This is a genomic window from Chitinophaga tropicalis (genome assembly GCF_009758205.1).
GTDB classification, from domain to species: domain Bacteria; phylum Bacteroidota; class Bacteroidia; order Chitinophagales; family Chitinophagaceae; genus Chitinophaga; species Chitinophaga tropicalis.
Genome location: NZ_WRXN01000019.1, coordinates 83,162 through 103,170 on the forward strand (window position 1 = coordinate 83,162; position 20,009 = coordinate 103,170).

At 47.7% G+C, this 20,009-nt stretch carries 17 protein-coding genes; 5 read left to right on the forward strand and 12 right to left on the reverse strand.

The window, feature by feature from the left end:
* The first annotated feature begins 146 nt into the window (after positions 1–146).
* Positions 147–2,177, forward strand: coding sequence for a pectate lyase family protein (locus GO493_RS28040; RefSeq protein ID WP_157309555.1), 2,031 nt, complete (start codon positions 147–149; stop codon positions 2,175–2,177).
* A 58-nt stretch (positions 2,178–2,235) separates the two neighbouring features.
* On the opposite strand, the gene aqpZ is transcribed toward GO493_RS28040, so the two are convergent.
* On the reverse strand, positions 2,236–2,946 hold the full coding sequence (aqpZ, locus tag GO493_RS28045) for an aquaporin Z (RefSeq protein WP_157309556.1): 711 nt from the start codon (positions 2,944–2,946) through the stop codon (positions 2,236–2,238).
* Positions 2,947–3,230: 284 nt separating this feature from the next.
* Between aqpZ and GO493_RS28050 the strand changes: the two genes are divergently transcribed.
* Positions 3,231–4,235, forward strand: coding sequence for a hypothetical protein (locus GO493_RS28050; protein ID WP_157309557.1), 1,005 nt, complete (start codon positions 3,231–3,233; stop codon positions 4,233–4,235).
* A 118-nt stretch (positions 4,236–4,353) separates the two neighbouring features.
* Here the strand turns inward: GO493_RS28050 and GO493_RS28055 are convergent, their stop codons facing one another.
* The 9 genes from GO493_RS28055 to GO493_RS28095 all read right to left on the reverse strand — a co-directional run bounded on the left by GO493_RS28055 (position 4,354) and on the right by GO493_RS28095 (position 14,543).
* Entirely contained in the window at positions 4,354–5,232 is an 879-nt protein-coding gene (locus GO493_RS28055; RefSeq protein WP_232539137.1) for a helix-turn-helix domain-containing protein, read from the reverse strand.
* 145 nt (positions 5,233–5,377) lie between these two features.
* Positions 5,378–7,930: a TonB-dependent receptor gene (locus tag GO493_RS28060; protein WP_157309558.1), complete on the reverse strand. Its 2,553-nt coding sequence runs from the start codon at positions 7,928–7,930 to the stop codon at positions 5,378–5,380.
* Between the two features lie 179 nt (positions 7,931–8,109).
* On the reverse strand, positions 8,110–8,475 hold the full coding sequence (locus GO493_RS28065) for a winged helix-turn-helix domain-containing protein (protein WP_157309559.1): 366 nt from the start codon (positions 8,473–8,475) through the stop codon (positions 8,110–8,112).
* 15 nt (positions 8,476–8,490) lie between these two features.
* Complete coding sequence (gene moaA, locus GO493_RS28070; protein WP_157309560.1) at positions 8,491–9,471, reverse strand: GTP 3',8-cyclase MoaA; 981 nt, start codon at positions 9,469–9,471, stop codon at positions 8,491–8,493.
* On the reverse strand, positions 9,468–10,082 hold the full coding sequence (locus tag GO493_RS28075) for a nucleotidyltransferase family protein (RefSeq protein ID WP_232539139.1): 615 nt from the start codon (positions 10,080–10,082) through the stop codon (positions 9,468–9,470). Before GO493_RS28075 ends, moaA begins: the two co-directional genes overlap by 4 nt.
* Before the next feature lie 8 nt (positions 10,083–10,090).
* On the reverse strand, positions 10,091–11,215 hold the full coding sequence (locus GO493_RS28080; protein WP_157309561.1) for an XdhC family protein: 1,125 nt from the start codon (positions 11,213–11,215) through the stop codon (positions 10,091–10,093).
* Positions 11,216–11,217: 2 nt separating this feature from the next.
* The gene (locus GO493_RS28085) at positions 11,218–11,823 is read right to left on the reverse strand and encodes a hypothetical protein (protein WP_232539140.1); all 606 of its coding nucleotides are present in this window, start codon (positions 11,821–11,823) and stop codon (positions 11,218–11,220) included.
* A gap of 81 nt (positions 11,824–11,904) precedes the next feature.
* Entirely contained in the window at positions 11,905–14,073 is a 2,169-nt protein-coding gene (locus tag GO493_RS28090; protein WP_157309563.1) for a xanthine dehydrogenase family protein molybdopterin-binding subunit, read from the reverse strand.
* Entirely contained in the window at positions 14,070–14,543 is a 474-nt protein-coding gene (locus GO493_RS28095) for a (2Fe-2S)-binding protein (RefSeq protein ID WP_157309564.1), read from the reverse strand. The genes GO493_RS28090 and GO493_RS28095 overlap by 4 nt, the downstream gene beginning before the upstream one ends.
* Before the next feature lie 490 nt (positions 14,544–15,033).
* On the opposite strand from GO493_RS28095, the gene GO493_RS28100 reads away from it, so the two are divergent.
* Entirely contained in the window at positions 15,034–15,627 is a 594-nt protein-coding gene (locus GO493_RS28100; RefSeq protein ID WP_157309565.1) for a C39 family peptidase, read from the forward strand.
* A gap of 195 nt (positions 15,628–15,822) precedes the next feature.
* On the opposite strand, the gene GO493_RS28105 is transcribed toward GO493_RS28100, so the two are convergent.
* The gene (locus GO493_RS28105; protein ID WP_157309566.1) at positions 15,823–17,292 is read right to left on the reverse strand and encodes a sensor histidine kinase; all 1,470 of its coding nucleotides are present in this window, start codon (positions 17,290–17,292) and stop codon (positions 15,823–15,825) included.
* On the reverse strand, positions 17,293–18,003 hold the full coding sequence (locus GO493_RS28110) for a response regulator transcription factor (protein WP_157309567.1): 711 nt from the start codon (positions 18,001–18,003) through the stop codon (positions 17,293–17,295).
* 200 nt (positions 18,004–18,203) lie between these two features.
* On the opposite strand from GO493_RS28110, the gene GO493_RS28115 reads away from it, so the two are divergent.
* Both GO493_RS28115 and GO493_RS28120 read left to right on the forward strand, forming a co-directional pair.
* Complete coding sequence (locus GO493_RS28115; RefSeq protein ID WP_232539141.1) at positions 18,204–19,424, forward strand: spondin domain-containing protein; 1,221 nt, start codon at positions 18,204–18,206, stop codon at positions 19,422–19,424.
* Between the two features lie 18 nt (positions 19,425–19,442).
* A complete protein-coding gene (locus tag GO493_RS28120; protein WP_157309569.1) occupies positions 19,443–19,664 on the forward strand; it encodes a hypothetical protein in 222 nt (73 codons plus the stop codon).
* Positions 19,665–20,009: the final 345 nt, after the last annotated feature.

Sequence of the window (20,009 nt, forward strand, 5' to 3'; positions counted from 1 at the left end):
TTACAGACATTTGCGCCCGAAGCGAACGAAAAACCACAGTGAAACAATTATTAAAACACAGTGAAACAATTGTTATACCTGTATTAACCTGATCAGATCTGTACTATCCTATTTTTTAACCAATAACCATAAAACCGAACACACCTATGAAGAAAACCCAACTATTATCGTTGGTAGCTGGTGCTGCTATGTGCCTTACCAATTTATCTGCCCGAAGCCAATGCACCCTTACCGGCTGGGCCAGCCAGAACGGAGGGGTTACAGGTGGAGGAACAGCCACAGCAACTGTAGTTACAACCTATGATGCACTCAAATCAGCCATTACATCTTCTTCTGTGAAGGTGGTGCATGTTTCAGGCACCATCACCTTTCCTGCAGGCGGCCGAATCAGTTTCCAGGACCAGTCAGGAAAAACGATCTATGGGTTGCCAGGTTCCAGGTTAGTGTCTAACGACAAAACAAAGGACGGCTCGGGCATCCTCTATGTAAAAAGATGCTCAAACGTCATCTTCAGGAACCTCACATTTGAAGGACCGGCAGCTTATGACACTGATGGATGGGATAACATGACCATAGACAACAGTACTAATGTCTGGGTAGACCATTGTGAATACCAGGATGGTTTAGACGGCAACCTGGATATTAAAGGTGCAGCTGATTACGTTTCTGTAACCTGGTGCAAATTTACGTACAAGAAAACTCCTATTGCAGGTGGTTCAGGTGGTTCGGACGACCACAGGTTCTCTAACCTGTTCGGCTCCAGCGACGGTGCTACGGGCGACAGGGGCAAGCTGCGTGTTACAATGCAGAACTGCTGGTGGGCAGAAGGTTGTAAAGCACGTATGCCAAGGGTACGCTTTGGTAAAGTACACCTGGTTAACAACCTGTTTAACAGCTCAGTGGCAGCACAATGCGTAATGGCAGGCTTTGAAGCAGACCTGCTGGTGGAAAGCAACGTGTTTGAGAATGTTAAAAATCCTATAGATCTGATGGATAAGAAGTTCACAGCCATCACTGTGAGGGATAATATTTTCACCAACACTTCCGGCAACACAGCAGGCAGTGGTACCTCATTTAAACCTCCTTATTCATTAAGCGTCACTCCTGTTGCCAATGTAAAGAGCCAGGTTACAGCGGGCGCCGGCGCCACGCTGACCAGCCCTACCTGCGGCGGTGGCACTACACCTCCAACACCTGTTACTTATACACTCACCACTACAGCGTCGCCAGCTGCAGGTGGTACCGTGACAGGGGCCGGTACATATGAGTCCGGGACGGTAGTAACGGTAAAGGCTACACCGGCCACAGGATATACTTTCACAGGATGGAGCGGCGCTGTTACCGGCACTTCTGCTTCAGCATCAGTAACCATGAGCGGCAATAAATCTGTTACGGCCAACTTCAAGGCTGAAAGCACTGGCGGCGGCGATACATCTACTGCTACTATCAGAATAGAAGATGATGCTACTACCGGACTTTGCAGCTATGATGGCGCTATCAGCAGCAACAGCGGCGCTAATAACGGTAAAGTTGTGAACCTGAGCAATTCTGCAGGTAAGGGCGTTGAGTGGAAAGTAAACGCAACCCAGGCTGGTACCTATACCCTGACATGGCGTTATGTGAACAGCAGCAGCAGTAGTGCCTATACTATGGCGCTGATCGTAAACGGTGCAACTGTAAACAGTGCGCAATCATTTGCGAAAACGAGCAACAGCACAACATTTGCTACCAGCAGTGCCACGGTATCATTAAAAGCCGGCAGCAACACTATCCGCCTGGAATCAGTAGCATCCGCTGCTACGGCAGATATTGACTGGATAGAAGTTAAAGGTAAAGGTGTTTCAGCCGCCAGCTGTTCAGCAAGCAGCGCAGCAAGACTTGCTTATACTGCTCCGGAGCATACATCAGAAGCTGCTGTAAAATTTGCAAATGTTTATCCTAACCCTGCTCATGGCCAGGCTACGATAACAGTAACGTTGAAAAGCAATGAGAAAGCAGCTATCACAGTATATGATGCCATGGGCCGTGTAGTAGATAATCTTGGTATTATCAGGTCTGCTGCAGGAGGTACACAACAGATCCCATTTAACCTGAGCAACAAACAGCCGGGGTTATATAACGTGATCATTATAAGTGACAAAGGGGCTAAGTCTACTCACAAACTGATTGTACAATAGACATATAACTTTACTCTTTATACAGGAGCTGCTTATGTAAGCAGCTCCTGCCTTTAATTTATCTGGTTTCCGGTTTTTGCAACAGGGTCTTATATATAAGGCCTCCCAGTATCCCCCCTGCTATGGGCGCTACCCAGAACAGCCAGAGCTGCGGTATGTAGCCACCTCCTGCAAATATTGCCTGGGATGTGGAGCGGGCCGGATTTACTGATGTATTTGTAATGGGAATAGAGATGAGGTGAATGAGCGTTAAGGCAAGCCCTATTGCAATTCCTGCAAACTGGCCATTAGCAAACCTGTCTGTTGCACCTAATATAATGATCAGGAAGAAAGCCGTGAGTAAAAACTCTGCCAGGAATGCGGCGCCAGGCGTGTAGCCATGAGGGGACAGATCTCCATAGCCGTTGGCAGCAAAAGCGCCGGCATGGGTGTTATCTATCACCATAGGCGTATTATTGCCTTTTACTATGCAATAAAGCGCAGCACCGGCAACAAGGGCTCCCAGTACCTGGGAAATGATATAGGGCAATAATTCTTTAGCTGGAAAACGGCCTCCTGCAAATAAACCGAATGAAACAGCGGGGTTAAAATGACCTCCGGAAATATGTCCTACCGCATAAGCCATAGTCAGTACCGTTAGTCCAAAGGCCAGGGATACCCCAAGATATCCTATTCCCAGTTCGGGGATGCCGGCTGCAAAAAGCGCGCTACCACATCCGCCAAAAACTAACCAGAAGGTCCCAAAAAATTCTGCCAGATAATTCTTCATACTTAAGATTTAATAGGTTTTTGATAAAATTTGATCGCAAATATGCCAACTATTCCTGATAGATTTTCAGAGGAATATAGGATAGTTAAGACAACGTTAGAATGAGTAACAAGCTCAAGTGGAAAATGTTTACCTACTATTATCTTTTTTTACCGATCCTCAATAATTGCCGTTAGTGTAATACTACACATATATAATACATTAAACTAATACAAAAGAGAGAAATGTATTAAGTTTAGCCTCTTGTTCTAAACGAAGTGATAATATAAACTACAGGTCTCTCTATGAAGAAATTATTCTTATTGTTTATCCTACTGGCAACAGGTGTATATTCTCATGTCTGCCAGGGGCAGGCTTCTCCGGCGGCCACCAACCTGACCATGTTTGGAAGGGGTTTATACCCGGGAGATGATGCCACCTATGATACCTTAAAAAGGTCCGGTTTTACAACTATCATCTTATCAAGCTTCTGGATACGCTCTAACGGTGACGTATATTCCGGCGATGATAATGTCAATCCTATTATTCATGACGGGAAGTTTGTGGGCAGCAGGGAATGGCTGAAACGTGTGGCATCCCTGAAAAAGAGTAAAACTTCGGTTACCCGTATTGAGTTCCTGCTGGAAGGCAGATGGTACAATCAACCGCCTAATACTTATGATTTTATTCTTGACTGGTATAATCCGTCGAAGACCGTTAGCGGTATAGCGACGGGGACAGGTGTTAACAGTACGCTCTATAATATAGCGAAGGTGCTGAAGGAGGAACTGGCTGTTGATGCGGTATGCATTGATGATGAATCAGTATACGACAGTGAATCTATCATACAGCTGGGTAAAATGTTTGGTCAGCTGGACCTGCATATGACACTCTGCCCTTTCCGGAACTATGATTACTGGAAGAGGATCATAACCGGTTCGGAGAAAGGTCTTATAGATGCTGTTTATGTTCAGTGCTACGATGGCGGCAGGAACAATAACCCGGGTGTATGGGCTAAGAACCTGGAAACCAGTATCCCGGTTTATCCTATATTCCTGTGCCGGGGCTCATTCAGCACCTGTACATCGGCCGACAGGCATAACGCCCGGAACCCGGCTGAGATCCTGTCAGATATGACGAGGTTCAAGAAGGACTATGCAGACTTAAAAGGCGGGGCTATCTGGCAAATGGCAGATGTGAAAAGTTATATTAAAAGTAATTGTGCCGTTGAATACCCGGAATCCGGCACCGCTACTTCGGTTACACAGTATCTCAGTCAGCTGAAAGAGAGCCTGAGAAGTGTGCTGTAACTCAATTTAACGTTACCTTTTTTCCTTCTGTCAACCTATTCACTTCCTCACTGGCATGTTCGTTGGCCCATGATTCCAGTGCGGCAAGGGCTGGGCCCGGCGCCCGGCCCTTTTCAGATTACCTCACTGATCTTGGTGTAACACCTGTCTGTTTCTTGAAGAAATTATTGAAATACGCAGGATAGTCGAAGCCCAGGCTATACCCTATTTCGGCTACGCTCCAGTCAGTATTTTTCAGCAGGCTTCTGGCTTCTGTGATAATACGTTCTGTGATATGGATGCTTGTAGATTTACCGGTTACTTCCCTGACTGCCCGGTTCAGGTGATTGACGTGAATGGCGAGGCTGCCGGCAAAGTCACCTGCCGTTTTCAGCTGTAATACCTGGGAGGGAGCTCCTATAGGGAACTGTTTTTCCAGGAGTTCCATGAAAAGCATGGCTATGCGGCTGGAGGCATTATGATGAGGTCTGGTATCATTGACAGGCTCCATTTTCATGGTTTCATGGATCACGAGGTTCACATAGTTCCTGATCAGCTCAAATTTGTATACATAGGTCGTCTCCATTTCGGCGATCATCCTGTTGTAAAGATCACTGAGTGTATTGTATTGTATATCACTGAGAAAGGTAACGGGGAAAGCACCTATCCTGAAGAGAGGTGAATCCTGTAAAGATGCGGAGCGATCGCCATTCTTCAGGAAAGCGTCAGTAAACAGGCAGGCAAACCCCTTCACATTTTCAGAGAGCGCTTCGAAGGAATAAGGGATGAGCGGGTTGGAGAATAGTACAGCCGGGCGGTCTACCAGGATGCCCTGATCTGCATACTGCAACTTCACATCTCCTGTCATCAGTGTTATTTTGTAGAAGTCGCGGCGTCTGTACAGGGGTGGTAGCCCGAGCATATCTTCCAACCGGTATACAGTAAATTGTCCGTTGGGAGGCAGGTTACAGCATACTTCTTCAAAATGCTTATTTATGTTTAAGTTGGCAGTCCTCATGTTGCTTGATTTCAGATACAGTTTACCAAGTTACTGATTTTCTGGTAGTGCAATTTCTTTTTGATTGAGAGTGGGGAAAAAAAATGGTTTCGTCTTCGGCGAAACCATTTTTTTTAGAGAGGGGTAACCGGCCTACGGCCGGCTATTATTTTACAGTGTATGTAAGCGTGAGATAATACATACCGCCTATGGCCGGGCCACCGAGGAAGGAATAGTAATACTTATTCAGCAGGTTACTGGCGCCCAGTTTTGCTTTGCAGCCGAGTTTGCTGAAGTTCCAGCTTACCTGTGCATCCAGCGATGAATAAGCAGGCACATCACCGTTCACGAGGAAGGACTGCCAGTAGTAGCTGCTCTGCCATTTCCAGGATATGCCTGCTCCTGCCTGTTTCCAGAGGCGTTCTTTTGCCACGGAAAGGTTCAGCATCCAGGCGGGTGTATTGAATCCATCTTCCAGCCCGTCCTCTTTTCCTGACATCCGCAGCTTTGCATAAGAAGTATTTGCATTGGCGGTGTACCCATGTATAGTGTAGGTCAATCCCAGACTGCCACCGTAGTTGTAAACTTCTGTCTGGGAGTTGGTCCACATGCGGTAAGGGCTTTGCCTGGACCTGTTATATAAAGCAAAAGGAATGGAATCTGTATTTGTGGTATTAGGTACATTCATATTAGCCTGGGCAATGAAATTTTTATACTTGTTAAAGTAAAAATCTGCATCCAGGAAGAGCCGCCCCTGCATGAAAACACCTTTATGTCCACCTTCAAAAGAATTGACATGCTCCGCTTTTATGTAGGTATAAGGGTTCTTCTTCAGCAGGCCGGCGTTCTTTGTAATGGCCTGGGCCTGTGTTAATCCGTTGCTGTTAATATCATTCAATACTGCCTGCTGGAATGTGGTAATGGAAGATTGCAGCCAGGCGTTTTCAAAAATACCGTTTGACATGGCTGGTAATCCGCCTACACGTTTTACGCCACCGCTGTTTACGTTGGAATAGGCTTCAAAGATGCTGGGATAACGATAACCGCTCTGGAAGGAAAGCCGGAAGTGGTGCATGTCTGAAGGGGAATAGACCGCTGTAAACCTTGGTGTGAACATCAACGGAAAATAATCGTTCTTGTCAGCACGCAGAATGGCGCCCAGCTTCAGGCTGTTATGCAGGAGGTATTGCGTAACAGAGACAAAACCACCTGTTTTGCTATAGTTGATATTGCTGTACTCCTTCCCTGCCTCAGGATTGATGAAATAGTTACCATCCGGTTCAATGATATATGTACGATGATCTGCTCCTACCATTAATTCCATACCGGTGCTCTTTTTCAATCCGGTTAACAGTCCGTTGGTCAGTTCCCATTGTCCTTCGGCATGAATGAAGCTGGCTTTAACTTTCAGGGCAGCGCCGGTATCCCAGTTATTGATCTGCTGTAAACGTTGCAGGGTCTGGTTAAAAGCAGCAGTTCCGGGAAGATAACGGCCGGCATCGGCAGCTGTGCGGGCATCACGGTGGGCTTGTGCTGCAGTAGCGCCGGCATTGGATGCGGTATTAAAGGCGTTGGTATAGTCGGCATACCATATGTTATCGGCTTTGTAATTGCGGTCAATGTTCTCTGCCATGGAGCGCAGGTTATAGGAGTTGCCTGTATTTTCCCTGTTCAGGTATATTTTTAACTGTACACTGTTGGATTGGTATTGCAGACCATGCTGTTGTACAAGGTAATCCTGTAAACGGAAACGGTTGGCGCGCTGGTAGACGTTATCCAGCAAGGCTACGTGATACATGTAGTTCAGTGTGGCGCCTGATCTCAGGCGATAGTAAAGTCCTGCGTCTGCTTTGATGTTCTGCAGGTCGTAATCTACCACATCTTTTTCATCGTAGCCGGTGCGGGCCACTACATAGTTCCTGCCTTTCAGGGAAATTGTTCGCCTGTCTGACGATTCGTTGCCGTAGCTGCTCAGCGGATCCTGGGCCGGGTTGTCTGCCCCGGTCAGTCCCGTACTTGCATTGGCGTTAGGGTTCAGTTCCCGGTGATCGTCTGCTATCCAGTCGTATCCTTTGCTGAAAGTACCATTCAGTTTAAATGCCAGTTGCGGGGAGATGACCTTTGCCCAACGCAGGCTGGTTTCTGAGAACAGCTTTGCCCGGCTGTTCCTGTCGCCCAGATGTGTCAGTGCAGTCTTCTGCTGTATGCTTACTCCTTCGGATACAAATGGGTTCTTTGTAGAGATGTTTGCCAGTCCGTTGATAGTATTCATGCCATAGAGCGCTGAGGCGACGCCCGGAAGGACCTCTACATTGCTGATGTCCAGATCTGAGGGGCCAAGGGCGTTGGCTATTGGTCCGCCGATATGAGGTGACTGTACATCCATACCGTCTACCAGCTGAGCGAAGCGGACGTTGGTAGTGTTGGCGAAGCCGCGTGCGTTGAGCACTTTAAAGCCAAGGCTGGGGGTGATCATCTGTACGCCCTGTAAATGTTCCAGGGCGTCAAAGAATCCTGGTGAGGGAGAGTTGTTGAAGTATGCGGAATTAGCTTTCTGGATGCTTACGGGGGAACTGAGGAGTCTTTCACGGGTGCGGGAAGCGGATACGGTTACTTCTGACAGGATTTTGACTGCCGTGTCTCTTTGGATGTAGCTGGTGTCCTGGGCGGCTACTATGGATGTTGCGAGCGTGCATGCTAATAGTAAAAGTGTTTTCATAATGGTTTGTTTAATAGTGCTCAAGGCGAGATAAATTGCTCAAAAAATCGCTTTCGCCTTCGGCGAAAGCGATTTTTTGAGGGTGCTTTTTTTTGCGCTGCGCGCGGCTTAATGTTTGAGTTCTGCTATCGTTATATAATTACATACATAACGGCAAGAAAAAAAAGAGGAACCCTCTTTTATTGCAACCGTTTGGTTTCTTCTTCCAGGAAGCGACTGAAACGTGTCCGGAGTTCTTTGTGATAGACGATCAGTTGCCTGGCCTCATCTGAAATAGTTGAGCCGCCACCGTTATCGCCACCTGTGCTGGTAAGAACAAGCGGGGAAGCGGACATGCTGTTCAGGTTGTTGATCAGTTCCCATGCTTTTTTGTAGGACATTTTCATTCTTTTGGCGGCCTGGTTGATTGAGCCGGTTTCACTGATCAGTTCAAGCAGTTCTACAGGGCCGGGGCCAAAGAAACGTTTACCGCTGCTTTCGAGCCAGAGGCTGCCATTTACTTTGAGAATCCCTTTTGACAGAATATCCTTTATATGCTTTTCCATGATGAGTTGAATTAGTTAACCGCCTATAGTGATCATGCTCCTGTTCTCAATTGTTTCTGCCTGTATGGTTTGCAGGGAGGCGGCAAATTGTCCGCCCAGCTCTCTCGCTTTGCCGCCTACGCTTTTCCTGATAAGCGGCAATACTTCCTGACCATTGCGTAAGGCTGTGAGCAGGTCTGTTTCTTCTTTTGAGAAGAGACAGTTCTTTAGCCTGCCGTCTGCTGTGAGCCGCATCCTGTTGCAGGTACTGCAGAAAGGGGCTGTCATGGTACTGATAACAGCAAATGTACCGGCGTGACCGGGTACTATAAACCCTTTAGCTGTATCATGCGCCCCGCCTTTGAGGGGAAGATAATCGTATTCTGCCCCAATAATAGTAAGAATTTCCTGCAGGGACAATACCTTGTTGCTTGTCCACCGGTTACCGCTGAAAGGCATGAACTCAATAAAACGTACGTGCACCGGTGTAAGGCGGGTCCATTCCACGAAATCGCAGATCTCTGTATCATTCAGTCCTTTCATTGCCACTACGTTGACTTTTACGTGCACTCCCCTGCTTATCATCAGGTCGATATTCTCTTTTACCTGGTGGAAGAGGTCCCGTTTGGTGATAAAGAGGAATTTGTCTGCCTGTAAGGTGTCCAGGCTGATATTGAGAGAGCGTACCCCGGCGGCTGTCAGCACGTCTGCAAATTCATGCAGGCGGGCTCCGTTGGTGGTCAATGTAAGCTCGACCGGTAAGGTGGAAAGGGAGTGGATGATAGCTGCAGCATCTTTACGTACCAGTGGTTCACCGCCGGTAAGCCTGATCTTTCGTACTCCGTTGTCTGTGAATACTTTTGCAAGTTCATATATTTCGGTGGCCTGCATAAGGCGGGAAGCTGGTGTAAAGTCGTACTCTTCTTCCGGCATGCAATAGAAGCAGCGCAGGTTGCAGTTATCAGTAAGGGATATCCTCAAATAATCGTGCACACGGTTAAATCCATCAATTATCATCTGTCAGTCTGGCTAAGTTCCCCTGTTAATAATCGCTGATAATCTTCAGCGGTGTCTATGTCGAGCACACCGAGGGGAAAGGGCACGAGGGCCAGATCGTCCGTCGATTGCTGCAGTATCTTTTTTGCGCCCTGCTGGCCTGTGAGGCCGGAGAGTGCGCGGAAGTACCTGTTATGGAAAAGGACCGGCGTACCGGCGGTATTGTCGTAAGTGCTGGCGATGATCCCTTTGCGGGTGATGATGTGCTGTTCTACGAGCTGGCGTAGTAATGCGCTGGTGACATAGGGCTGATCGCATACCATGATGATCACTCCTTCGAGTTCTGTGAACTGTTGGGTCATGGCTTTCATGCCGGTAGCGATGGAGCTGCCCATACCTTCTACCCAGTTGTCGTTCATCACTATCAGTGCGGGTGTTCCCTGCAGTTTACATTTCACTTCAACGGCGCTGGCGCCTGCCACGATCATTACCGGGCCGCTTGCTGCGCCGGAGGCTTCATCTACCATTCTGCAGATCAGTGGTTTTCCCTGGAATTCCAGCAGTTGTTTCGGTTGACCTAAACGTGAGGAATTACCAGCACCGAGGATCAATATGCCAACGTTTTCCATCATGAATGATTTTACAAAGCATGAATGGGACCATCCTTTTCCCTGAGAGGGATGCCTGTTCTGTCAGACAGGATGCTTTTGATCTCTGCCATTACAGACAGGGCTATCTCTTCCGATGTTTCCGCCCCTATATCCAGGCCTACCGGCCCATGGATCCTTGCCCTCTGTTCTCCGGTAACGGAGATCCCTTTTATGGCCAGCTCGTCCAGCATGCGCGCCAGTTTCTTTTTCGGTCCGAGGGTACCGATATATCTCACTTCTTCTTTAGCCTGCAGCAGCGCTTCGAGGAGGGCCAGGTCATAGTTATAGTTATGCGTCATCAGTACAAAAACCGTGCGCGCATCTATAGCTACCTTTTCAGGTACTTCTGCGGCCTTGGTTACGATGACCCTGGAAGCCCGGGGAAACCTTGCGGGCGTGGCATAGAGCGCTCTTCCATCTACTACTGTGGTATGCCATCCGAGGATGGCTGCCATTTCAACGAGTGGTATGGCATCATTGCCGGCACCGGCTATAACCAGGGAAACAGGTGGCTGTAAAAGTTCGATGAAACCATGCAGGGCAGGCTTTTCATCTCCGTACCGGCGGATAAGGCTCTGGCGGTTGCCCATTGTTTCCAGTGCGTCGTTCACTATTTCAGTTCTGAGGGCGCCTTCTTCCAATGGTCCGCTGAAAGCACCATCTGCATACAGCAGGCAGGTGCCGGGTTGTTCTGCCGCTTTGCTGAGGCGGAAGAGGGTGACCAGTACGGCGTCCCTGCGTTTTTCCATTGCCTGTTCCAGGAGATGCAGGGCATGGTGTTGCGCCTGCGGGTCTATGGGCTCGAAGAGAATGTGAACGATACCGTTACAGCCCAGCTGTACGCCGAGGCGGGCATCGTCTTCGTCTGTGGTATCGTAGGTGACGAGTTTGTTTTGCTGCTGCATGATGGCCAGCAGCGCTTTTTTAAGGGCATCTCCTTCCAGGCATCCGCCACTGATGGCGCCGGTCAGCTGTCCGTCTTCCGTAACCAGCATCCTGGCTCCGGGGCGGCGGTAAGAGGAGCCTTCCACATGCACAACAGTGGCCAGGGCAACTTTCTTCCCGGCCTGTTGTGCAAGTTTAAATGATGTCAGTATATCTGCAATTTCCTTCATCCTTATTTATCAGGCAGATAAGCGCCCTTATCCAGCCAGGTTTTAAAGTGTTTCACAAATTCGGCGCGGCTCATGGGCAGATGTGCCAGTCCTTCTGCAGGGTGCCAGCCTGCGGCCACCAGGGTATCGTGGGCAACGTGCTCCAGCAGCGCCGCTTTGTCCTTATGACCGTTCAGAGACTTGTCCAGCAGGGTTCTGGCGAGTTCCCGGGGAGATTTTCCCTGGAAGACCATCTTCATGTCTGCAGGCGGCAGGTGCCAGCTGGGATTTCCCGGAGGCATGTGCAGTCCTGGTGTGTTCTGAGGCTGGTGGCAGTTAGAGCATTTCATGGCGTACAATCCTTTTCCGTCGACACCCCTTTTCACATTCATGGTATGTACATGGCTGTCATCTCCCTGAAGGGGTCTGTCGCCTGTAGGGTGACAGTTCATACAACGTGGATGCATGAGCACTTTGTATGCCTGCAGGAACGCTTTTTTAGATACTATGCTATCTGCTTCTGCCACCGGCTCTTCTGTTGTTTCTTTCCGGCTGATGTTCAGCGCGTCTGTCCGGAAAGATAATGCAACGGATGAAACGGCCGTCACACCCAACAGAAGATAAATCATCTTCTTTATATGAAAAACTTGTTTTTTATTTCTTTGTGCCATAACATCTCATTATGTGTACAATAATCGGGAGTAGTGTATTTACGCTTTCAGGTTTGTCTTGCTAAAGGGCAGGTCCCTGAGGCGTTTGCCGGTAGCAGCAAAAACGGCGTTGGCTATGGCCGGAGCTACAGGCGGTACGCCGGGCTCTCCTACGCCTCCCATCTTCTCTTTGCTGTCTACGATATATACCTCTATCTCCAGAGGCGTATCAAACATCCTGGCAACGCGATAGTCATGGTAATTGCTCTGCTGAACACGTCCGTTTTCCAACGTGATCTCGCTGGTCAATGCGCCACCAACGCCGAAGTTGATACCGCTTTCGATCTGTGCTTTTACTCCATCGGGGTTTACCGCCAGTCCGCAGTCTATAGCGCTCACCACGCGATGTACACGGATGCTGCCATCGTCATTGATAGATATTTCTGCCACATGGGCTACATAGCTGAGGAATGATTCGTGCACGGCTATGCCACGGAATCTTCCGGCAGGCAGTGGTTTACCCCATCCTGCTTTTTCTGCTGCCAGGTTGAGCGCTGACAGGTGGCGGGGATGGTTCTTCAGCAGCTTGCGGCGGTATTCCAGCGGGTCCTGTCCTGCTGTATGTGCCAGTTCATCTATCATGGTTTCCATTACAGCGGCAGTATGCGTGTGACCTACAGAGCGCCACCAGAGTACGGGCACCTGGTTGCGGGGAGAATGAAGCCCTATGTAGCGGTCTGGGATGGCCTCCATGTAGGGAGAGTCGTTCACACCTTCCACTGATGCGGGGTCTATGCCGTCTTTCATCATGACTTCAAACATGGTGCCTGCCATGATGGACTGGCCTACTATCATATGTTTCCATGCGATGGGAGCTCCTTCTGCGTTCAGGCCAACTTTGACACGGTGCAGGAAGGCGGGGCGGTAGTATCCGCCGCGGGTATCATCTTCGCGGGACCATACCAGTTTCACGGTGCCTTTACCATGTGCTTTGATGATCTCTGCCGCTTCGGTGACCCAGTCGCACGCGGCGGTAGCTCTTCTTCCGAAGCCTCCTCCCAGGAAGGTGGTATTTACGGTGATCTGGTCAGGTTTCAGTCCCAGGATCTTTGCTGCCGCCGCCTGTTCCAGGCCGGGCGCCTGGGTACCTGTCCATATCTCACATTTTCCGTCTTCCAGCTTAATGGTACAGTTCAATGGTTCCATGGGAGCATGGGCCAGGTAAGGGAAAGTGTATTCAGCTTCCACTATTTTGGCTGCTTTGGAAAAGGCAGCATCTGCGTTACCTTCCTGTACCACTTTGATGCCTGGGGTATCGGCCAGTTTCCTGTAGTCTGCAAAAAGCTGAGTGGTGTTTACGGATGTTCCCGGGCCAAGGTCCCATTCTATTTTCAGGGCGTCTCTGCCCTTTTTGGCTGCCCAGTAGTGATCTGCCAGAACGGCTATGCCGGAGGGGACCTGTACTACTTTGCGTACGCCGGGGATGGCTTTGGCCTTAGAGGCATCGAAGGACTTCACCTTTCCGCCAAATACCGGCGCATGGGCCACCAGGGCAGTCAGCATACCGGGGAAATGAACGTCCATACCGAAGATGGCGGTGCCATTGATCTTGGCCGGCGTATCGAGGCGTTTAGCGCCTTTACCTATATATTTCCAGTCTTTGGCCTCTTTCAGGGGAACATCTGTTGGAGGTGGCAGTTTGGCGGCATCGGCGGCAAGTTCTCCGTAGCTGGCGCGTTTATCGCCTGCTATTACGTAACCATTCTCTGTTTTACAGGCGGAGGGCTGTACGCCGAACCTTGCGGCGGCAGCCTGTACCAGTAAGGCACGTGCCATGGCGCCTGCTTTGCGGTAACGTTCAAATTCTGACCAGGTGGTACTGGAGCCGCCCGTCAGCTGGATACCGAAAGCGGGGTGTTTATATGGTTCTCCGGGGGGAGCGTGTTCCACCACTATTTTGCTCCAGTCGGCATCCAGCTCCTCTGCTATCATCATAGTAAGGGTGGTCCATATGCCCTGTCCCATTTCGGCATGTGCCAGTAATACCTTTAATGTATTGTCAGTACCTATGCTCAGGTACGCGTTAGGCGCAAACATGCCACCCTGGGCGTTAGTCAGGCTGGCTATTCTGCGGGCACCGGGTACTGCGAATGAGATAAGCAGTCCGCTGCCGAATACAGCTCCTGTTTTCAGGAAGCCGCGACGACTAGATTTAAGTATGTCTGTCATTTTCCGTTACCTCCTTCCTGCTGCATTTTAGCTGCCAGGTGAATGGCTTTTCTGATACGGGGATAGGTGCCGCAGCGACAGATATTCCCGGACATTGCATCATCAATATCCTGATCAGTAGGATTTGGATTTTCTTTCAATAGTACAGCCGCCGCCATGATCTGACCGGACTGGCAATAGCCGCATTGCGGTACATCAACTTCTTTCCAGGCCAGCTGCAGCGGATGTGTGGTATCGGGCGACAATCCCTCAATTGTCACTATCTTTTTCCCGACAGCTCTTGAAACCAGTGTAACACATGAACGGACAGCGTCTCCGTCCAGATGAACGGTACAGGCGCCACATTGTGCCATACCGCAACCGAATTTCGTACCGGTCAGTCCGAGCAGGTCCCGCAATACCCATAGCAGTGGCATGTCCATGCTGGCATCGACGGAGTACTCTTTCTGGTTGATGTTTAATTTCACCATAAAGGAATGCTTTTCAGTAATAAAAAATTTGCAGGGGGATCAGATGGCAGGGGTAAAATCGCTTATACAGGAATAGGTGCAGGCATGCGCAAAACCAGCACTCTCTATCTGTTGCAGAGAGATTCCCTTAAAAGAATTTGACCGATGCTTCCTTGTCTCTTAACGTTTAGCAACAAATTTAGTTCGATCCTCAGAATTGCAATTGCAGGAATCAAACTAAGAATTATAAAATTCAAACAAGATGCTTTAGCTCGTTATGTCACAATAGATATAACGGAAAAGGATTTGCGTAAGATCAGCTTCCTGTCTGGGCTATTATAAAAAAGAAACCTTGTGCCGGTGATCCTGTTCCTGCTGATAAAAAAATTCCTGTTCCTGAACATTTTAGCGCCTTCGGGAGTTATTACATCTGCAACCAATGCTGCTTTTATTCAAGGTAGATGCCGAAAAACCTTTAAAAGAGTAGGCTATCATCTCAAATAACCTGACTATGGAAAATCATTCTCAGACTTTACAGGAACAGGAAGTTGTCAGCGCCATACCGTCTGACTTCCAGATTCTTTCCAATGAATTAAGTATGGAGTCTATTGCATCCAAAATAAATGTGGATGTAGCTAAAGTCCTGCCTGTTACAGTCCAGAAACAGGAGCAAAGCAACTGGTGCTGGCTGGCTTGTTCTGTCAGCGTTCATAATTATTTCTATCCTGCGCAGCCGGGCAGTCAGTGCCAGCTGGCCAGTATGATGATGAACCAGCCTTGCTGCGCTAATCCTGGTCCGTGTAATATACCGGGGTCTCCCAGTAATGCGTTGCAGCTGATGAATAACCTGAGCCGGGTTCTTGCCATCAGTAATCTTTCTTTCCCGGATGTACAGTCGGAAATAAATTATGGCAACCCGATCATACTTGGGTATACGCCAGGGTCTGTTCAGCAGGGACATGCTGTGGTGCTTTGCGGGTATGACAAATCTAACGGGAATGTGTATGTGCTTGACCCGGAAACCGGGCCGGCAGTTGGGCCTTTCTCTTCAATTATTTTTGCTTATAGTAAATATCCTTCGCAGGTGTGTTTTACGAAGCGTTAAAGAGGATGAAATGCTTTTGCCGATGGCAAAAGCATTTTTTTATTTGTAATTGCTTATCAAATTGACAGAATAGTATGTCCCTGAAAAATTTGGTAATTGATATAGCGTTCTAAGGTGGTAATCAGGGAAGAATGCTAAAGAAAAATGACAGGCAATTGAGAATTACCGAATCGATGCAAACAGCATCTTTCTCTTTCATATAGCCTGTAATTCAAAATTAAAGGTGGTTCCTTTACCTGGTTCACTGGACACCTCTATGACCGCCTGGTGAAGCTCTAATATTTTCTTTACGATGGCTAGCCCTATGCCCATTCCTTTCGATTCGGGTGACCGGGGATGGATCTGTTTATAACGTTCAAAAATGTGCGCCAGGTTCTCTGGAGAAATCCCCACGCCTGTATCTGTTACGGCTACTTTCACCCCGGTATTAGTTTCAGTTAAAAGAATAGTAATGATTCCGCCGGCGGGGGTAAATTTAAAAGCGTTATCCAGCAGGTTCTGCAACACCCGCTCTGTAAGAGAAATATCGGCAAATACGAGCGGTAAGTTATCAGGCACCTGAATACTGAGCCGGATCTTCTTTTCAGCTGCCATCAACTGGTAAGCCATCATAATATCGGCCGCCAGCTCGGCGATCAGGAATGGTTCCTTTTCAGGCGTTATCAAATTAGCTTCCAGTTTGGCGTATTGAAACAATTGTTCAACCAGTACCGACAACTTCCGGTTACTGTCATATACGATTGTCAGGTACTTTTCCTTGTCTGTAGCAGTCAGTTCATCCTTTTTCATCATCAGTGTTTCCACATATCCCTGCATGATAGATAAAGGGGTACGCAAGTCGTGTGATACGTTTGCGATCAACTCCTGGCGAAATTTGTCGGTGGCAGAAATTTTATCAATATTATCTACGATCACATCTGCCATTTCATTAAAGGTGGAGGTAAGCATACCCAGGTTACCCTGTGCATATCCTTCAATCCGCGCGGTATAATCACCTTCTTTAAATCGTTTAACCACACCGGCTATATGGCAAATACTATCGGTGATCAGGAAAAAAGTCACAACGCCTACGATAAACGCTACAGCCAGCGCTGCATAAAACATATAGCTGGCCAGGCGTAAGTACAAATTATTATCTAACGACTGCAAAATGGCTTTTTGTTTTTCACTAGCCAGTACGGCGTATACATATCCCACCAACCGTCCATTTTCGCGCACAGGTGCGGCAGAAAATATACTGGGTTCACCTGGCTGTTTAGGATTATCGCCCAGGGGCCGTTGCATTTTGGATGCAGCAAGCCATTGTTTTACCTTGGCAATATCTACCCGGTGTATCTGTACCGTTTTATCCGGCACAACATAGTCTTTTATATTTCCAGCCGTATCCAACAAATATACTTCCACGCTGGGGTTAGCCACCATTGTACTATGAATGATGTCATGCGTTACAGTAGTGTCGGGGCGGCCATTTTTAAAAGGTTGTGTAAATGTAGCCAGGTGCAGGGCTATATCGCCATACAATTCCTGGTGTGCAGCGGTGTAATACGACCTGGAAAAATTTGAAGCGATGATCACAAATACTACTCCCAAAATAATCAACAGCCCGGTAAACACTGCGGTAATCTTCCAGAAAAGCCGATTGCCTTTTATAGTTCGTACTGACATTTATAATTCCTCGTTAAACCTGTAACCTACGCCCCAGGTGGTTAAAATAAATTTAGGGTTCGATACATTTTCTTCAATCTTTGCCCGCAGCCGGTTGATGTGACTGTTTACGGTGTGTTCATAACCTTCAAAATCGTATCCCCACACCAGGTTCAGCAGTCGCTTACGGCTATAGCTTTTACCGGGGTTCGATGCCAGTAAAGTGATCAGTTCAAACTCTTTGGGTGAAAGGTCTACCCGGTTTCTATTGAGTGTTACCTTTCGCTTGTCAAGGTCTATTTCAAGTCCACTGAAGGTTATTACGGAAGATGCTGCTGCAGGACCCGCTTCAGCAGTAAAATCTTCGCTTCTGCGGAAAATAACTTTTACGCGGGCAATGAATTCGCGGATACTGAAAGGTTTGGTCAGGTAGTCATCGGCCCCCGTTTCCAGTCCCATTACTTTGTCTATCTCTTCGCTTCTGGCGGTAAGCATCAGAATAGGCGTTTGCCGGTCGGTTTGCCGTAATTTCCTGCACACCTCCATTCCATTCAACCCCGGTAAAGTAATGTCCAGTATAATCAGCTGAAAATGGCCTTCTTTTGCAGAGGCCAATCCTTTCAATCCATCACTTTCCGATGCCACCTTACAACCCAGGTCGTGCAAATGAATCCGTAGCAGCTCCACTATGTTGGGATCATCTTCGATGATCAGTACTGTTTTATTGTCCATATTGATGAAGGCAAAGTTGCTAAATAAAAGGCAGGAATTATCACTGTGATACTTTTGTTACAATTCTGCAATATCTGTGGGACACCGTTTCTTTTGTTTTGTAGTATTAAAACTCACCATAAATGAAGCATAACTCACTAATAACATGCACGTTATTAACATCTTTACTATCTCTGGCCGCCTGTAAAAAAGACAATGATATGCCGCCCAGCCAATCAGAAACCATTACCATCGAGAATGTGCTTAACAGCAAACCGCTGGTAGAGACCGGCATTTTCCAGGGAACAGGTACGCCACCAGTGATTTTGCCTGGTCAATCAACCACCTTTACTTTTTCTGCCGCCAGAAACCAGCGGCTTACATTTGCCACGATGTATGGCTGGAGTAATGACCTCTTTTTTGCTCCGGAGAATCCAGGCATTAAATTGTACAACGATGATGGCAGCCCTATTACCGGCGATGTATCGGCACAAATAAAACTATGGGACAATGGTACGCGGGTAAACCAGGCGCCAGGTTCTGCAGTAATGCACCCGGGCACCATGGAAAAAGTGACAAAGAACATTAAGGAAGTAAATGGAACTGATGATTATGGTAACACCTACCTGGCCGCTTCAAAATTAATGCAGGTATCGATAGCCTATAATGGCAATTCTATGTTTACGGTTACTATTACCAACACATCGGGTGGTACAGCTAATGAAACTCCCTTCAGCCCTGGTGTATGGACCCTTTCTTATGTAGCCGGTGGTAACCAATTGTTGCCCGAGGCCATCTACTCAGATGGCAAGCTTTCGGCCAATGGTGTTAGCAACATTGCAGAAATGGGCGATAATTCTGTACTGCATACTTACCTGATGGGCAAAACCGGCATATTTACACCATTGTCACCTGTGTTAGTGGTTGTATACAACGGTGAGCAGAATCCTTTCTTTATGACAGGAGAAAATGACCGCGGCGAAGGACTGAAAGACCTGGCACAAAAAGGAAATGCTGATGTACTGGCAGCTACGTTGAAAACAAAACAAGGCGTAAAAGCAGTGTATGTACTGAAGGATGCTACCAATACAGTATTGTTGCCACGTATTGATGGCGCTGATGGCGGCAAAGTATCTCAAATGTTATCGGTAATAAAAGGTGACAGGATTGCGATTGCGACTATGTATGGGTTCTCCAACGACTGGTTTTTTGCTACTTCAGACAATGGCTGGGATGCTACGCAGAAAGGCGATGTTTCTTCTTCCATTGGATTGTATGATGATGGAACCGCGGTGAATCAATTCCCCGGCGCAGGTATTACACAGTTTAACCTGGCGGGAACTCCATTGACTGAATCAAAGCCTATACAGGCTGTACCTAATCCCAATGGGTTTACTACGTTACCTGCCATTAGTAACATCATTAAAGTAACTATTCAATAACAAAACAAACAAAGAAACATGAAATCGATCAGCAAAATTTTCATTGCAACCTGTATCCTGGCAACTTTTTCATTAGCAACCCAGGCGCAAGACAAAAAAAAGGAGCAGCCAAAAGCCAAAACAGAAAAGAAAATGAAGTTGAAAGATCACGTATGCACCCAGACCTGCCATGATAGCGGCAAGCATGTGTATGCGCACGGTGAGAAAGGGCATACATGTACAGACGCCTGTAAAAAATAAATGGTGAGAATCTAAAAAAGGTGGTAACAGTTGTTGCCGCCTTTTTTTAGATTCTCATTTTAATCTTTCTTTCGCGGATGTACAGACGGAAATAAATAATGGCAGCCCGATCATACTTAGGGATACACCGGAGTCTATTCATGCTTTGGTGATTTGCAGGTATGACAAGTCTAACGGGAAAGTATATGAACCAGGTTATATCAAATTTTTAATTGTAAGGGTGTGTAAAATAAACTGTGTCAATAAAACTTAAGTACTTAACAGGCCTCGTTACTGAATGATATTTTTTCTGATGCAGCGGGGCATTGATCCCAAAGGTCCAAAAAATATCATTCAGTAACGAGG

What these genes read in the sequence shown, in the direction of transcription:
- GO493_RS28040 (WP_157309555.1), top strand. Translation starts at nt 147, where the DNA reads ATGAAGAAAACCCAACTATTATCGTTGGTAGCTGGTGCTGCTATGTGC.
- aqpZ (WP_157309556.1), bottom strand. Translation starts at nt 2,946, where the DNA reads ATGAAGAATTATCTGGCAGAATTTTTTGGGACCTTCTGGTTAGTTTTT.
- GO493_RS28050 (WP_157309557.1), top strand. Translation starts at nt 3,231, where the DNA reads ATGAAGAAATTATTCTTATTGTTTATCCTACTGGCAACAGGTGTATAT.
- GO493_RS28055 (WP_232539137.1), bottom strand. Translation starts at nt 5,232, where the DNA reads ATGAGGACTGCCAACTTAAACATAAATAAGCATTTTGAAGAAGTATGC.
- GO493_RS28060 (WP_157309558.1), bottom strand. Translation starts at nt 7,930, where the DNA reads ATGAAAACACTTTTACTATTAGCATGCACGCTCGCAACATCCATAGTA.
- GO493_RS28065 (WP_157309559.1), bottom strand. Translation starts at nt 8,475, where the DNA reads ATGGAAAAGCATATAAAGGATATTCTGTCAAAAGGGATTCTCAAAGTA.
- moaA (WP_157309560.1), bottom strand. Translation starts at nt 9,471, where the DNA reads ATGATAATTGATGGATTTAACCGTGTGCACGATTATTTGAGGATATCC.
- GO493_RS28075 (WP_232539139.1), bottom strand. Translation starts at nt 10,082, where the DNA reads ATGATGGAAAACGTTGGCATATTGATCCTCGGTGCTGGTAATTCCTCA.
- GO493_RS28080 (WP_157309561.1), bottom strand. Translation starts at nt 11,215, where the DNA reads ATGAAGGAAATTGCAGATATACTGACATCATTTAAACTTGCACAACAG.
- GO493_RS28085 (WP_232539140.1), bottom strand. Translation starts at nt 11,823, where the DNA reads ATGATTTATCTTCTGTTGGGTGTGACGGCCGTTTCATCCGTTGCATTA.
- GO493_RS28090 (WP_157309563.1), bottom strand. Translation starts at nt 14,073, where the DNA reads ATGACAGACATACTTAAATCTAGTCGTCGCGGCTTCCTGAAAACAGGA.
- GO493_RS28095 (WP_157309564.1), bottom strand. Translation starts at nt 14,543, where the DNA reads ATGGTGAAATTAAACATCAACCAGAAAGAGTACTCCGTCGATGCCAGC.
- GO493_RS28100 (WP_157309565.1), top strand. Translation starts at nt 15,034, where the DNA reads ATGGAAAATCATTCTCAGACTTTACAGGAACAGGAAGTTGTCAGCGCC.
- GO493_RS28105 (WP_157309566.1), bottom strand. Translation starts at nt 17,292, where the DNA reads ATGTCAGTACGAACTATAAAAGGCAATCGGCTTTTCTGGAAGATTACC.
- GO493_RS28110 (WP_157309567.1), bottom strand. Translation starts at nt 18,003, where the DNA reads ATGGACAATAAAACAGTACTGATCATCGAAGATGATCCCAACATAGTG.
- GO493_RS28115 (WP_232539141.1), top strand. Translation starts at nt 18,204, where the DNA reads ATGCCGCCCAGCCAATCAGAAACCATTACCATCGAGAATGTGCTTAAC.
- GO493_RS28120 (WP_157309569.1), top strand. Translation starts at nt 19,443, where the DNA reads ATGAAATCGATCAGCAAAATTTTCATTGCAACCTGTATCCTGGCAACT.